This is a genomic window from Streptomyces sp. NPDC007905, from assembly GCF_042959345.1.
GTDB lineage: Bacteria > Actinomycetota > Actinomycetes > Streptomycetales > Streptomycetaceae > Streptomyces.
This window is the reverse complement of the sequence record NZ_JBIBKS010000018.1, coordinates 154,712-169,033: the sequence shown is the minus strand read 5'-3', so window position 1 is coordinate 169,033 and position 14,322 is coordinate 154,712. Positions and strand designations below refer to the sequence as shown.

The following is a 14,322-nucleotide window of genomic DNA, read 5'->3' as shown; positions in this document are numbered from 1 at the left end:
GACGCCGGGCGGGGCGCGGGCCCTCCCTGCCTTCGGCTGAAGTCGCCAAGGGAACCGTTCCTGCACGGAAGGCCGGGGCCGCTCGCCCCGGGCCGGCGCCAAGGGAGCCGCCATGAGCAACGGAGACATATTCGTCGGCGAGGTCATCGGCACCGCGATCCTGATCCTGTTCGGTGCCGGTGTCTGCGCCGCGGTCACCCTCAGATACTCCAAGGCCCGCGCCTCCGGGTGGGTCGTCATCGCGTTCGGCTGGGGGTTCGGCGTACTCGCGGGCGCGTACACCGCCGCTCCCCTGTCCGGCGGTCACCTCAATCCCGCGGTCACCATCGGCATCGCCGTGGACACCGGCAAGTGGGGGAAGGTCTGGGTCTATCTGCTGGGCCAGATCGTCGGCGCGATGCTGGGCGCGGTCCTCGCCTACCTGGTGTATCTCGCGCAGTTCCAGGCCAACGTCCGCGAGGAGGGCACGACCGAGGGCACCGCCGACGAACCGGTGCCGACCCTCGGGATCTTCTCGACCATCCCGGAGATACGGAACCCGGTCGCCAACCTCATCACCGAGATCGTCGCGACGATGGCGCTGGTGCTGCCGGTCCTCGCCTTCGGGCTGACGAAGGGACTCGGCGAGTCCGGCACCACGGTGCTGATCGTCTCACTGCTCGTGGTCGGCATCGGGCTCTCCCTCGGCGGGCCCACCGGATACGCCATCAACCCGGCTCGTGACCTCGGCCCGCGCATCGTGCACACCTTCCTGCCGATCCCGCACAAGGGCACGTCCGACTGGGGTTACGCGTGGATCCCGGTCGTCGGCCCGCTGATCGGCGGGGCGCTCGCCGGCCTCGTCTACAACGCGGCCTTCTGACCAGCGACCCGACCCAGCGACCCAGCGACAGCCATGACGGACACCGCCGAGAAGTACGTCGCCGCCATCGACCAGGGCACCACGTCCAGCCGCTGCATCATCTTCGACCACGGCGGCGCGATCGTCGCCGTGGACCAGCGCGAGCACCGCCAGATCTTTCCCAAGCCCGGCTGGGTGGAGCACGACGCCACCGAGATCTGGTCCAAGGTGCAGGCCGTGGTGGCGGGGGCGCTCGCCAAGGCCGGGCTGCGCGCGGACCAGCTGAGCGCTCTCGGCATCACCAACCAGCGGGAGACCACGGTCCTTTGGGACCGCGCCACCGGCAAGCCCGTGCACAACGCGATCGTCTGGCAGGACACCCGTACCGCGGCCCTGTGCCACGAACTGGGCGGCACGGACGGCCAGGACCGCTTCCGTGACCAGACCGGGCTTCCCCTGGCCAGCTACTTCTCCGGCCCGAAGGCGGCCTGGCTGCTGGACAACGTGCCCGGACTGCGCGAGCGCGCCGAACGCGGCGAGATCGCCTTCGGCACCATCGACTCCTGGCTGATCTGGAATCTCACCGGCGGCACGGAGGGCGGCCGGCACGTCACGGACGTCACCAACGCCGGCCGCACCATGCTGATGAACCTGGAGACGCTCCAGTGGGATCCCTCCATTGTGTCGGCGATGAACGTGCCCGAGGCGGTCCTGCCCGAGATCAGGTCGTCCGCCGAGGTGTACGGAACCGCCGTCGGCCAACTGGCGGGTGTGCCCGTGGCGTCGGCGCTGGGCGACCAGCAGGCCGCCGTGTTCGGGCAGGCCTGCTACGACGTCGGCACCGCGAAGAACACCTACGGCACCGGCAGCTTCCTGCTGCTCAACACCGGCGACCGGCCGGTGCCGTCCAAGAACGGGCTGCTCACGACGATGGGCTACAAGATCGGCGACGAGGCGCCCGTGTACTGCCTGGAGGGGTCCATAGCGATAACGGGCGCGCTGGTCCAGTGGTTCCGCGACCAGCTCGGCATCATCCGCACCGCCGACGAGATCGAGACCCTGGCGGCGAGCGTCGAGGACAACGGCGGCGCCTACATCGTGCCCGCCTTCTCGGGCCTGTTCGCTCCCTACTGGCGCTCCGACGCGCGCGGGGTCGTCACGGGGCTGACCCGGTACGTCACCAAGGCCCATCTGGCGCGCGCGGTGCTGGAGGCGACCAGTTGGCAGACGAGGGAGGTCGTGGACGCCATGTACCAGGACTCCGGCGTGCGGATCACGACCCTGAAGGTCGACGGCGGCATGACGAAGAACAACCTGCTCATGCAGCACCAGGCGGACGTCCTGGGCGTGCCGGTGATCCGGCCCCGGGTGTCCGAGACCACCTGTCTGGGCGCCGCCTACGCGGCCGGCCTGGCGACGGGCGTGTGGAACGACCTGGACGAGCTGAAGTCGCACTGGCAGAAGGACGCGGAGTGGACACCGGCGATGGAGGCGTCGGCACGCGACCGCGAGTACCGCAACTGGCGCAAGGCGGTGGAGAAGAGCTTCGGCTGGCTCGAGGACGGCGAGGCCTAGGAGCCTCGCGGCGCACGCGCGCGTGCGGCCGTCCGCAGGGACCACGGCCCGTACCCCTGTCGGCGGGGGTACGGGCCGTGCCCCGGGTCAGGTGGCGAGGGCCTGGCGGCGGTCGGCCGCATACTCCATCGCATGCCGGACGACTCCGATGAGCACGTCCTTGACCGACTCCCGGTCGCGGGCGTCGCACAGCAGGACGGGCACGTCCTCGTCCAGGTCGAGGGCCTGGCGTACGGCCTCGGCGGGGTAACGGGCCGCTTCCTCAAAGCAGTTGACGCCGACCAGGAAGGGTATGGAGCGCCTCTCGAAGTAGTCGACGGCGGCGAAGCAGTCCTCCAGGCGGCGCGTGTCGGCGAGAACGACGGCACCGAGGGCGCCTTCGGACAGCTCGTCCCACATGAACCAGAACCGTTCCTGCCCGGGCGTTCCGAACAGGTACAGCACGAGGTCCTCGCGCAGGGTGATGCGACCGAAGTCCATGGCCACGGTGGTCGTGTGCTTGCCTTCCACGCCACTGGTGTCGTCGACCGGGCGCCCGGCCTCGGTCAGCAGCTCCTCGGTGCGCAGCGGCCTGATCTCGCTGACCGCGCCGACCAGGGTCGTCTTGCCCACCCCGAAGCCGCCGGCCACCAGGATCTTGAGCGTGACCGGCTCGACCGGTGCCATGCCGCGTTCAGAACGCCCGAAGATCATCGATCTCTTCTCCTGCTCGATGGTCGGGCGACGGTCGGCCGTAGCCGCCGCCACCGGGGGTTTCGATGACGAGTACGTCGCCGGGACCGACGTCAGCCGAGCCGCTTCCGCCGAGGTCGGTGACCGTACCGTCGGCCCGCTCCACCCGGTTGGCGCCGAGCGCGCCGGGCTCGCCGCCCGCCATGCCGTAGGGAGGCACTCGGCGGTGCTGGGAGAGCGTGGAGACGGTCATGGGTTCGAGGAAGCGGATGCGGCGCACGGCACCGTCCCCGCCGCGCAGGCGTCCGGCGCCGCCGCTCCCGCGCCGCACGGCGAACTCCTCGAGCCGGACGGGCAGCCGCCATTCCAGGACTTCGGGGTCCGTGAGCCGTGAGTTGGTCATGTGCGTCTGTACGACGTCGGCGCCGGGGAAGCCGTCGCCGGCACCGGATCCGGAGGCGACCGTCTCGTAGTACTGGTGGCGTTCGTTGCCGAAGGTGACGTTGTTCATGGTTCCGGAACCCTCGGCCTGGACGCCGAGCGCGGCATACAGGGCGCCGGTGATGGCCTGCGAGGTCTCGACGTTGCCCGCGACGACGGCGGCGGGCGGTTCGGGGGCCAGCATCGAGCCGGGCGGTACGACGATGTCCAGCGGGCGCAGGCAGCCGTCGTTGAGCGGGATGTCGTCGGCGACCAGGGTGCGGAAGACGTACAGGACGGCCGCGTTGACCACCGAGAAAGGGGCGTTGAAGTTGGTGGCGAGCTGTGGCGAGGTGCCCGTGAAGTCGATGGTCGCGCGGCGCTCGGCACGGTCGACGCGCACCCGGACGCGGATGACGGCGCCCGAGTCCGTCTCGTAGGCGTACTCCCCGTCACCCAGGGCGTCGATGACGCGGCGGACCGCCTCCTCCGCGTTGTCCTGGACGTGCCGCATGTAGGCCTGCACGACGTCGAGGCCGAACTCCTCGATCATGCGGCGGACCTCGTCGACGCCCTTGCGGTTGGCGGCGATCTGGGCGCGGAGGTCGGCAAGGTTGGTGCGGACGTTGCGGGAGGGGTACCGCGCCTCGGTGAGCAGGCGGCGGGTCTCCTCCTCCCGGAAGCGGCCGTTCTCGGCGAGCGGCCAGTTGTCGAAGAGGACGCCCTCCTCCTCGATGGTGCGGCTGTGGGCGGGCATGGAGCCGGGGGCGATGCCGCCGATCTCGGCGTGGTGGCCGCGCGAGGCGACGTAGAAGAGGATCTCCGACTCACTCTCCGTGTGCGGAGCGGAGTCGGTGTCGAAGACCGGGGTGATCACGGTGACGTCGGGCAGGTGGGTACCGCCGTGGTACGGGTCGTTGACGGCGTAGGTGTCGCCGGGGCGCATCGAGCTGCCGCGGCGGCGGATGACCTCCTTGACGCTGGTGCCCATGGAGCCCAGGTGGACGGGGATGTGGGGCGCGTTGGCCACCAGGTTTCCGTCCGGGTCGAACAGGGCGCAGGAGAAGTCCAGGCGTTCCTTGATGTTGACGGACTGGGCCGTGGACTCCAGCCGGGCGCCCATCTGTTCGGCGATCGACATGAAGAGGTTGTTGAAGACCTCGAGCAGAACCGGATCGGCTGTCGTGTCGAGATCGGAACTCTGCGTGATCGCCGCGCGTTCCATGCGCAGATGCCCGTCGTCGGTCGCCGCGGCCCGCCAGCCGTCGTCGACGACGGTCGTCGCGCCGGCCTCCGTGATGATCGCGGGTCCGGTGACGGTTTCGCCGGGCGGCAGGGCCTCCCGGCGGTGGAGGGGTACGTCGCGCCAGGTGCCGCCGGTGTGGAGGCGGACGTTTTCGGGGCCGGCGGGGTGGCCCTCGTAGGGGGCGAGGACGGAGAGATCGGGGGGTGCGGTGATGCCGGCGGCTTCGACGGAGAGGGCTTCGACGACGATCGGTCGGTCGAGGGTGAAGGAGTACGTGGCGCGATGACGCTCTTCGAAGGCCTGCCTCATGATGTCGGGCTCGGTGAGCTCGACGGTGAGGGTGGTGTCGGTGCCGTCGTAGCGCAGCTGGGCGCGACGGGTGACCTCGATGCGGTCCTCCGGGACGTCCTCGGCGCGGAGTTCGGCGCGGGCGGCGCGCTCCAGGTCCTCGGCCGTCCCGTGGACGCCGGGCATCGAGGCTGCTTCCAGGGGGGCCTCGACGGACTGTTCGCGCATGGCCGTGGTGTCGGCGAGGCCGATGCCGAGCGCGGAGAGGACACCGGCCATGGGCGGTACGAGGACGGTGCGGATGCCGAGCGAGTCGGCGACCCTGCACGCGTGCTGGCCGCCCGCTCCGCCGAAGGTGGTCAGGGCGTAGCGGGTGACGTCGTGGCCCTTCTGGACGGAGATCCGCTTCACGGCGTTGGCGATGTTGGCGACGGCGATCTGCACGTAGCCCTCGGCCACCTGCTCCGGGGTGCGGTCGTCGCCGGTCCGCTCGCGGATCTCGCGCGCGAGGGCGGTGAAGCGGTCGCGGACCAGGGCGGCGTCCAGTGGCTGGTCGCCGTCCGGTCCGAACACGGCGGGAAAGTGGGCCGCTTGGATGCGCCCGAGCATCACGTTGGCGTCCGTGACGGTGAGCGGGCCGCCGGCGCGGTAGCAGGCAGGTCCGGGGTCGGCGCCTGCCGAGTCGGGGCCGACGCGGTAACGGGAGCCGTCGAAGTGGAGCACGGAGCCGCCGCCCGCGGCGACCGTGTGGATGTCGAGCATCGGGGCGCGCAGCCGGACGCCCGCGATCCGGGTGGTGAAGACCCGCTCGTACTCGCCGGCGAAGTGCGAGACATCGGTGGAGGTGCCGCCCATGTCGAAGCCGATGACGCGGTCGAAGCCGGCGCGCTGCGACATCCGGGCCATGCCGACGATTCCGCCGGCCGGCCCGGAGAGGATCGCGTCCTTGCCACGGAACTGCCCGGCCTCGGTGAGCCCGCCGTTGGACTGCATGAACATCAGCCGTACACCGTGGAGTTCGTCGGCGACGTGGCGCACGTAGCGGCGCAGCACGGGCGAGAGGTAGGCGTCGACGACGGCGGTGTCACCGCGCGGGACGAGCTTCATCAGCGGGCTGACCTCGCTGGACAGCGAAATCTGCGGAAAGCCGACGTGGGCGGCGAGGGCACCGATCGCCCGTTCGTGGGCAGGGTGGAGATGGCTGTGCAGGCACACGACGGCGACCGCGCGGATCCCGTCGTCGTACGCCTGCTGCAGCGGCCCCGCGAGGGCGTCCAGGTCGGGGGCCCGCAGGACGGTGCCGTCGGCGGCGATCCGCTCGTCGGCTTCGATCACCCGTTCGCACAGCAGCTCGGGCAGTTCGATGCGGCGGGCGAAGATGCTGGGGCGGTTCTGGTAGGCGATGCGCAGGGCGTCGCGGAAGCCGCGGGTGATCACCAGGAGGGTGCGTTCGCCCTTGCGTTCCAGCAGGGCGTTGGTGGCGACCGTGGTGCCCATGCGGACGGCGTCGACCGGCTCCTGGGAGCCGTCAAGCAGTTCGCGTACTCCGGCGACGGCCGCGTCGGCGTACCGGGCGGGGTTGTCGGACAGCAGTTTGTGCGTGCGCAGGCTGCCGTCCGGGCGACGCGCGACGATGTCGGTGAAGGTGCCGCCTCGGTCGACCCAGAACTGCCAGCCTGTCACGTCACTACTCCGCTTCCGCGCCGGTCACAGCGCCCGGAGGCCGTTGATCACGTCGCGCAGAATACTCTCGTCCGGCAGCTCGGCCGGGGGCACCGGGCGCGTCACATGGACGAGTTCCGCGTGCACGAGGTCTCCGATGAGGACGCGCACCACCCCGATGGGCAGATCGAGTTCCGCGGCGAGTTCCGCGATCGACTGGGGGGCCGCACGGCAGAGTCCGACGATCTCCACGTGCTCCGGGGCGAGCGTGCTGTCCGCCTCCGGGTCCTCCGCGCCCGGTTCGGTGACGACCACCGCGATCAGATCCAGGCGGTGCTGGGCCGGACTCGTGGTGCGGCCGCGCGTCATGGCGTACGGGCGGACGACCGGTCCGGCCTCGTCGTCGAACCAGTGGCTTCTTCCCTGACCGTCTCCGCTCATGTCATCCCACTACCCGCCTGCGGACAGATCGGTGCGTGGAGCGGTGCCCAGATGCACTCCGACCCGCTTGACCAGCAGCGTCATTTCGTAGGCGACCTGTCCGACATCGGAGTCGGCGTCCGAGAGGACGGCGAGGCAGCTGCCGTCCCCGGCGGCCGTGACGAACAGGAAGGCGTCGTCGAGCTCGACCACGGTCTGCCGGACACTGCCTGCCTCGAAGTGGCGGCCCACGCCCTTGGCCAGGCTGTGGAAGCCGGACGCGACCGCGGCCAGGTGCTCGCTGTCCTCCCTGGACAGGTCCTTGGACACGCCCGTGGGCAGACCGTCGCCGGAGAGCACGACGGCCTTGCGGATGCTCGCGACCCGGTCGACGAGGTCGTCAAGGAGCCAGTTCAGCTCCCTGGTGTTCGTTTCCGTGTGGCCGGTGGCCTTCGGTGCGGTCATCGACCGTCCCCCTTAATGGTTCCTTGTGCTGTGCCGTCCCGGGCCCCGTCGCCCGTGTCGTTCTCCTGCCGCCCACGCTGCCAGCCTCGCTGGAGCGAGGCCATCCGGCTGCGGACCTCGTCGGCGTCGCGGTCGGCGGGCTGCGCCGCGTGGTCGGGGCGCCGTTCGGTTTCCTGCTTCAGCTGGGGGGCCAGGTTGGCCTGGCGGACGCGCCGGGGCAGCGGCCCGGCGCCGGGCCCCGGGGCCGCGCCACCGGTGGTCGGGGTGTCATCGCCCGGGCCGCTGTCGGACACGGCCGACTGGGACCGGGTCCGTCGGGGCAGCGCCGGGGCTGGGGAGGTCTCGTCCCCGCCGGCCCCGGTGGCCGTGCGCTCGTCGACGCGGTCGGCGACTCCGGTGCGCCGGGCTGCCTCACCGCGGCGACGCGCCGGCAAGGGGGCCGGCGCACCGGTGTCGGGCCGGCGCGGGCCGACCGCGGGCTGCTCGTCCGGGTCGCCACGGCGGGACCGCTGCTCGGTGACGGGCTTGCCGTGCGAGCTGACCAGCTTGGGCGTCTGCCGCCGAGGCAGCGGCACGGGTCCGATGGGGCGTTGGCCGGCCGGGCTGTCGTCGGTGCGCTCGAGGGCCGGCTGATGGGGTGCACCCGGCCGCAAGGCCGTCTGCTCGTCGGCGCGGGTGGGGCGGGGGCGGAACAGGCCGCCGCGCTCGCTCTCCTCGTCGGTCAGGGCTCCGGGGAAGTCGTCGATGGCGTCCAGGTCCACGGGCGCCTCCAGCTCGACCGGGCCGTCCAGCAGGGAGGCCGGCAGGCCCGGCAGCTGCACCGGGGCCCGCGCCCTGGCCGGGGCGAGGCTCGCCCGCTGATCGGCTTCCCTCGAAGGCCGGTCGCGGTCGAGGCGGAAACCGATGCCGTTGGTGTCCGGGACGTCGTCGCTCAGCAACGCGTCGGGGATGAAGACGACGGCGGTGGTGCCGCCGTAGGGCGACGGCTGCAGGGAGACGCGGACGTTCTGGCGCTGGGCGAGGCGGCTGACCACGAACAGGCCGAGCCGGTCGGTGTCCGAGAGTTCGAACTCAGGGGTCTCGGCGAGCCGGAGGTTGGCGTCCAGCAGGGCCTCGGCCGTCATGCCCAGTCCCCGGTCGTGGATCTCCAGCGTGAAGCCGTTGGCGACCCGCTCGCCGAGGACCTGGACGGCGGTGTGCGGAGGCGAGAAGACAGTCGCGTTCTCGAGGAGTTCGGCCACGAGGTGGGTGAGGTCGGCGACGGCCGGGCCGGTGACGGCTACCCGGGACAGGCGCCGGACCTCGATGCGCTCGTAGTCCTCGACCTCGGCGACGGCGGCACGTACGACGTCCATCAGCTGCACCGGGCGGCGCCACTGCCGCGAGGGTGCGGCGCCGGAAAGGATCACCAGACCCTCGGCGTGCCGGCGCATACGGGTGGTGAGGTGGTCCAGGCGGAACAGGTCGGCGAGTTCGTCGGTGTCCTCGATCCTGCGTTCCATGGCGTCGAGCAGGGTGAGCTGCTTGTGCAGCAGGACCTGGCTGCGGCGGGCGAGGTTGACGAAGACCTCGGAGACGCCGGCCCGCAGTTCGGCCTGCTTGACGGCGGCCTCGACGGCCGCGCGCTGCAGGGTATTGAGAGCCTGGCCGACCTCGCCGATCTCGTTCCTGTCGTACTCCAGCCGTGGCACCTCGGTCTCGACGTCGACCTGCTCACCGGCCGAGAGGCGGCGCATCACGCTGGGCAGCCGCACCCCGGACGCCTCGTGCGCCTCCAGGCGCAGCTGCCGCAGGTCGCGGATGAGACTGCGGCCGACCCGCACCGACAGGACGACGGAGAGCAGGAGGGCGACGAGGCCGAGGACGCCCGCGACGGCCGCCTGTGCGATCACGCCGACGGCCACCGGGTGCAGGCGGTCCTGGAAGCGGTCGCCGGCCTGGTCGTCCAGGGTGCCGAGTTCGTCGAGGACGCTCGCCGCAGCGGAGTCCCAGCTCTGGGCGGTGACGCCGCGCGGGGTTCCGGACCCGGTGCCGACGACGGCCTGTTCGGCCACGCGCAGCGGGGCGGTGGTGGCGTTCTTCCAGAAGCGTTCGTACCGATCGCGTTCCGAGGCGGGCAGCATCGGCAGGCTGATGTCGTACAGAAGGCCGCGCTGGGCGACGAGGTCGGAGATGTCGCGGGTCTCGTCGCGGGAGAGCCTGCCGACCACCAGCGCGGAGCCGAGCAGGGCATCCTCGCGGGAGAGGAGTTCACGGGCGCGGGCGATGTTGACCAGGGCCCGGGCCTGCTTGTCCATTTCGACGTCGTCGATACCGTCGAGGGCGGCGAGCAGGGTGTAGCAGGGGTCGACGAGCCGGTTGTAGAGGTCGAGGGCCTGGGCGCGGCTGATCGTGCGCTCCTCGACGCTGCGGCGCAGGGGGTCGAGGCCGTCGAAGGCGTCCAGGACGGTGGTGAGGCGGTCGCTGTCGTCCGCGTCCATGCCGTCGCGGATGTCGTGGTCCTTGGCGTTCTCGCGGATCTTGGCGACGGCCCGGTCGGTGGCGGTGCGGGTGCGGTGCAGTGCCGAGAGGGCGTCGGCCGCCCGCGGGTCGGCGAGGTAGACGAGCGTCTGGCGGCGTTCCTGCTGCAGGACGCGGACGGTGTCCTCGGTGGGATAGCCGATGTCCTGCACGACGTCGGTGACACGGAAGAGGCGGGTGACGTCACGCCCCGTGAGCACCGTCGCGAAGCCCCAGATGGCAGTCAGGGACACCAGCGGCACGAGAAGCAGCGCCACGATCTTCCGGCGGATGGACTTCCCGCGAAAGCGCATGGCCTCCCCCAGCTCGACCCCCGCCGGCCGGGGGTACACATGTCCGTCAGCAAACGGCGCGAGCCTACTACCGCCCCACAGTTAACTCGAAGACATGTCCGGAGGGTGAACTTCCTTACCGGGGGCGAGACATGGCGAGTTGTCCGGCCATTGCGGGAGATTGTGCCCGGGATGCGGGTACCTGCGGCGGGAGCGGCCGAAGCAGTACGGACAGGCGGTTGGCTGGAATTTTTCGCAAGCGGGGAATCTTCGTGGGGCGTTGTTCGTCCTTCTCTACGGGAATTGGGGGCGGAATGGGACACAGGAGCCGCATCCCGCACCCCGGCGGCGTAAAACAGCGCAAGCCGGGCAGCCACTGGGGAGACGGGGTCTTCGGACACCAGGGCGAGCGGTCTGCTGGCGGTGGGGAGTGACACGGTGATGGGCACGGTGGAGCGGCGCGAGGCGCCCGAGGAAAGCGTGACGGAGCGCTCGGCGGGGCGGCGGGGCCACGAGGCGCCGGATCGCGACATTCCGGCGCGTGAGCGTGCCGGGGAGTCCGCCCGCGGCCAACGGCAGGTGCCTTACCGGCCGTTGTGGGTCGAGGAGCCGGCGCGGCGGCGCCGGATGCCCGATCCGGTGCGTACGGCGGCGGTGCGGGCGGTGCTGATCATCGCGGTGACGCTGATCCAGGCCATGGTGGCGTTCCTGTGCGCGATGGCCGAGTCCTGGCCGGCATTCCCGATGGTGATCAGCAGTGTGGCCAGCACGGTGGTGGCCACGTGGGCCGTGGTCGACGTGTGGGTGACCCGCCAGGTGTGGAAGCAGCGGTACGGCGTGGTCTCCGAGCCGAGCAGCACGGCCCGGTCGCTGCGCCGCGAGCGCCGCTCCCACCGGCGACAGGAGCGGGCCGCCCTGCGGGAGCAGGAGCGGATACGCCGGCGGGGCGGCGCCGGGCAGCTGTCGCACTCCTGACCTTGGGGCGGCCGGCACCCGCTCTCACAGCGCGGCCGGCTCCGTCGGCTTCTCCTCCCGTCCCAGCTCCCGACGGACCCGCGTGAAGGGCCGGGGGCGGTCCACGGAGAGCACGGCGACCGTGCGCCCGTCCCGTTCGTAGCGCGCGAGGAAGCCGCCCTCCGCCGGGCCGTCGTCCGTGAGGTCGCCCTCCGTGACGTGCACGGAGTCGCCGTCGCGGCGCCGGCCCGCGAACTGGATGCGGGAGCCGTACTGATCCGACCAGAAGTACGGCACCGGGCGGACGGATTCCAGGGTGCGGCCGGCGAGCAGGTTGGTCACGGCGACGCGGGGCTGTTCGGTGGCGGAGGCCCAGTGCTCGGCCCGGATGCCGCCGACGCGGGCCACGTCGCCCACCGCGACGACCTGCGGCAGGGCGGTCACACACCCGTCGTCGCACAACACCCCGTCGTGCAGGGCGAGCGTCGAGCCCGCCAGCCAGGCGGTGTTGGGCGTGGCGCCGATACCGACGATCACGACGTCCGCGGGCAGGGTGCGGCCGTCGGTGAGGTCGACGCCGGTGACCGCGGCGGTGCCGCGCAGTGCGGCCACGCCGGTGCCGGTGACCAGGTCCACAGCGCCGCGGCGGTGGAGCGCGGCGCACACGGCGGCCATCTCGGTGCCCAGTTGCGGTACCAGCGGGAGCGGGGCGGCTTCGAGGACCGTGACCGCGTGGCCGAGCGCCGCGCACGAGGAAGCGGTCTCGGCGCCGATGAATCCGCCGCCGATGACCACGACGCGGCGCGGGCCCCGGGTGAGGTCGGCGCGCAGAGAGCGGGCGTCGTCCAGAGTGCGCAGGGTGTGGACGCCGACGAGCTTGTCGCCGGGCAGCCGGCGGGCGGCGGCGCCGGTGGCGATGACGACGCCGTCGGTGGAGACCGTGCGGCCGTCGTCGAGGAGCACGGTGCGCCCGCGGGCGTCGATGCCACGGGCGCGTATGCCGAGCAGCCACTCGGCGTGGAGTTCGGAGGTCTCTTCGGCGTCGGTGAGGGCGAGGTGGTCCTCATCGGCACGGCCGGTGAGGAAGTCCTTGGACAGAGGAGGGCGGTCATAGGGGCGATGGGGTTCCTCGCCGATGATCACCAGTCGGCCGTCGAAGCCCTGGGCGCGCAGTTCGCGGGCCGCGTACAGCCCGGAGAGGGAGGCGCCGACGATGGTCACGGACTTCATGCGGCACGGCTCCTCGCGTCAGGGGCGGGACGGCGCCGGCGGGAGGCCCCGGTGACGGAAGGTGTCGTAGCCGGGGAGGCCGTGGGCCGGTGCGCGGCGGTATTCATGCGGCCGTTCCCTCCTGCGCGGTGAGGTGGACCTGGATGACGCCTTCGTCGACGGTGACACGGTGGGTGCGGACGGGGCGCCGGGCCGGGAGGCAGGTCGGCTCGCCCGTGCGCAGGTCGAAGGACGCGGCGTGCAGCGGGCATTCGACCAGGCAGCCCTCCAGCCAGCCCTCCGAGAGGGAGGCGTCCTGATGGGTGCAGGTGTCGTCGATGGCGTACAGCTCGCCGTCGTCCGTGCGGAACACGGCGATCGGTGGCGTGGTCCCGACGCGGACGGACTCGCCCTCGGGGAGGTCTTCCAGGCGGCAGACGGGAATCACGGGCGCCCCTCTCGGTCCGGGACACTTCGGTCCGGGACCTGCTCGATGCAGGCGGTAGGAATGCGGACAGACGTCCGGACCTTCGCCGGTCCGGCCGGTGAAGCGGTTCGGGAGTGACGGACCGCCCTTGGTCCGAGTGGTCCGGCACCCTTCCGGGATCCGGACGCTTGGGTAACATGATGTTTCGCATGGCGCACGATCTAGCGCTATGCGCAACAGAATCCGCGCGGGATGACCGTCGCGTCAAGGGCTTCCCGCAGATGCGGCCCGAACCGGGCCGACAGGTGGTGAGAGTTGAGCCATGACCCGCACGCAGAAGCAGTCTGACCGCAGTGAGGACACCACGGAGAACGCAGGGACCCCGGAGAGGCAGAACGGCCGAGGGGCGGCCAGCGCGGTGCAGTCGGTGGACCGCGCCGTGAGCGTGCTGGAGATCCTCGCCCGGCACGGCGAGGCGGGCGTCACGGAGATCGCCGAGGAGCTGGACGTGCACAAGTCCACGGCGTTCCGGCTGCTCGGCGTCCTGGAGAACCGGGGCCTGGTGGCCCAGGCCAAGGACCGCGGCAAGTACTACCTGGGGGCCGGCGTGCTGCGCCTGGCGGGGGCGGCGGCAGTCCGGCTGGACATCTCCCAGGAGGGCGTCCCGGTGTGCCGCGAGGTCGCCGACGAGCTGGGCGAGACGGTGAACATCGCCGTGCTCGACGACGACGCGGCGGTCAACATCATGCAGGCCCGGGGCACGGCCTCGGTGACCGCGCAGAACTGGCTGGGCAGACGCACCCCGCTGCACGCCACCTCCAGTGGCAAGGTGCTGCTCGCCCACATGCCGCCCACCCTGCGCGAGGGCCTGCTGGCCAGGCCGTTGCCGCGGTTCACGGACCGCACGATCACCGGCGCCACGATGCTGCGGGCCGAGCTGGAGGCGGTGGTCGAGCAGGGCTACGGCCTCACGATCGAGGAGCTGGAGCTGGGACTGGCCGCCGTGGCCGCGCCGGTGCGCGCGCACGACGGCAAGGTGATCGCGGCGATCAGCGTCTCGGGGCCGGTGTACCGGCTGAATCCGGACCGGCTGCCGGAGGTGGCCAAGCGGACGGTGGCGGCCGGCGCCGAGCTGTCCCGCCGTATGGGCTACGGCTTCTGACGGAGCGGCGGGCGGTCACCACCACCGAGTCCGGAGCGAACACGCGAAGGACGGCCACAGCGCGCGAACCGCGGCGGGGGGGCCGGGGGCGCCCCCGGCCCCCCCCCCCGGGGGGGGGCCCCGGGGGGCCCCCCCCGGGCGGGTGTGCCCACGGGTTAACCGCCCCCCCGAAGGGCGCCCGGAGCGCCG

The 14,322-nt window shown here is 71.9% G+C and carries 11 protein-coding genes; 4 read left to right on the top strand and 7 right to left on the bottom strand.

Annotated features, from left to right (window positions below):
- Positions 1-112 precede the first annotated feature (112 nt).
- Both ACFZDC_RS29525 and glpK read left to right on the top strand, forming a co-directional pair.
- Positions 113-862 carry an MIP family channel protein gene (locus ACFZDC_RS29525; RefSeq protein WP_391328756.1) on the top strand — a complete coding sequence of 250 codons (750 nt, stop codon included), beginning with the start codon at positions 113-115 and terminating at the stop codon, positions 860-862.
- A gap of 33 nt (positions 863-895) precedes the next feature.
- Positions 896-2,416: a glycerol kinase GlpK gene (gene glpK, locus ACFZDC_RS29520; protein ID WP_391328754.1), complete on the top strand. Its 1,521-nt coding sequence runs from the start codon at positions 896-898 to the stop codon at positions 2,414-2,416.
- Between the two features lie 87 nt (positions 2,417-2,503).
- Here the strand turns inward: glpK and ACFZDC_RS29515 are convergent, their stop codons facing one another.
- Genes ACFZDC_RS29515 through ACFZDC_RS29495 form a run of 5 tightly spaced genes read right to left on the bottom strand, consistent with a single transcriptional unit; the run spans position 2,504 to position 10,402 of the window.
- Positions 2,504-3,109: an ATP/GTP-binding protein gene (locus ACFZDC_RS29515; RefSeq protein ID WP_391328752.1), complete on the bottom strand. Its 606-nt coding sequence runs from the start codon at positions 3,107-3,109 to the stop codon at positions 2,504-2,506.
- A complete protein-coding gene (locus ACFZDC_RS29510) occupies positions 3,090-6,725 on the bottom strand; it encodes a hydantoinase B/oxoprolinase family protein (protein WP_391328750.1) in 3,636 nt (1,211 codons plus the stop codon). The genes ACFZDC_RS29515 and ACFZDC_RS29510 overlap by 20 nt, the downstream gene beginning before the upstream one ends.
- A gap of 24 nt (positions 6,726-6,749) precedes the next feature.
- On the bottom strand, positions 6,750-7,145 hold the full coding sequence (locus ACFZDC_RS29505) for a DUF742 domain-containing protein (protein WP_391328748.1): 396 nt from the start codon (positions 7,143-7,145) through the stop codon (positions 6,750-6,752).
- Positions 7,146-7,154: 9 nt separating this feature from the next.
- Positions 7,155-7,589 carry a roadblock/LC7 domain-containing protein gene (locus ACFZDC_RS29500; protein ID WP_391328747.1) on the bottom strand — a complete coding sequence of 145 codons (435 nt, stop codon included), beginning with the start codon at positions 7,587-7,589 and terminating at the stop codon, positions 7,155-7,157.
- Complete coding sequence (locus ACFZDC_RS29495; protein WP_391328745.1) at positions 7,586-10,402, bottom strand: nitrate- and nitrite sensing domain-containing protein; 2,817 nt, start codon at positions 10,400-10,402, stop codon at positions 7,586-7,588. Before ACFZDC_RS29495 ends, ACFZDC_RS29500 begins: the two co-directional genes overlap by 4 nt.
- 420 nt (positions 10,403-10,822) lie before the next feature.
- Here ACFZDC_RS29495 and ACFZDC_RS29490 point away from each other — a divergent pair, with 420 nt between their 5' ends.
- Positions 10,823-11,356: a hypothetical protein gene (locus ACFZDC_RS29490; protein ID WP_391328793.1), complete on the top strand. Its 534-nt coding sequence runs from the start codon at positions 10,823-10,825 to the stop codon at positions 11,354-11,356.
- Positions 11,357-11,380: 24 nt separating this feature from the next.
- Here the strand turns inward: ACFZDC_RS29490 and ACFZDC_RS29485 are convergent, their stop codons facing one another.
- Entirely contained in the window at positions 11,381-12,565 is a 1,185-nt protein-coding gene (locus ACFZDC_RS29485) for an FAD-dependent oxidoreductase (RefSeq protein WP_391328743.1), read from the bottom strand.
- Between the two features lie 103 nt (positions 12,566-12,668).
- A complete protein-coding gene (locus tag ACFZDC_RS29480) occupies positions 12,669-12,992 on the bottom strand; it encodes a bifunctional 3-phenylpropionate/cinnamic acid dioxygenase ferredoxin subunit (RefSeq protein WP_391328741.1) in 324 nt (107 codons plus the stop codon).
- A gap of 301 nt (positions 12,993-13,293) precedes the next feature.
- Between ACFZDC_RS29480 and ACFZDC_RS29475 the strand changes: the two genes are divergently transcribed.
- Positions 13,294-14,133 carry an IclR family transcriptional regulator C-terminal domain-containing protein gene (locus ACFZDC_RS29475; protein ID WP_391328739.1) on the top strand — a complete coding sequence of 280 codons (840 nt, stop codon included), beginning with the start codon at positions 13,294-13,296 and terminating at the stop codon, positions 14,131-14,133.
- The last annotated feature ends 189 nt before the right edge of the window (positions 14,134-14,322 follow it).

Coding starts and splice junctions, on each gene's coding strand:
- ACFZDC_RS29525 (WP_391328756.1), top strand. CDS start 113: ATGAGCAACGGAGACATATTCGTCGGCGAGGTCATCGGCACCGCGATC.
- ACFZDC_RS29485 (WP_391328743.1), bottom strand. CDS start 12,565: ATGAAGTCCGTGACCATCGTCGGCGCCTCCCTCTCCGGGCTGTACGCG.
- ACFZDC_RS29490 (WP_391328793.1), top strand. CDS start 10,823: ATGGGCACGGTGGAGCGGCGCGAGGCGCCCGAGGAAAGCGTGACGGAG.
- ACFZDC_RS29515 (WP_391328752.1), bottom strand. CDS start 3,109: ATGATCTTCGGGCGTTCTGAACGCGGCATGGCACCGGTCGAGCCGGTC.
- ACFZDC_RS29500 (WP_391328747.1), bottom strand. CDS start 7,589: ATGACCGCACCGAAGGCCACCGGCCACACGGAAACGAACACCAGGGAG.
- ACFZDC_RS29475 (WP_391328739.1), top strand. CDS start 13,294: ATGACCCGCACGCAGAAGCAGTCTGACCGCAGTGAGGACACCACGGAG.
- ACFZDC_RS29505 (WP_391328748.1), bottom strand. CDS start 7,145: ATGAGCGGAGACGGTCAGGGAAGAAGCCACTGGTTCGACGACGAGGCC.
- ACFZDC_RS29495 (WP_391328745.1), bottom strand. CDS start 10,402: ATGCGCTTTCGCGGGAAGTCCATCCGCCGGAAGATCGTGGCGCTGCTT.
- glpK (WP_391328754.1), top strand. CDS start 896: ATGACGGACACCGCCGAGAAGTACGTCGCCGCCATCGACCAGGGCACC.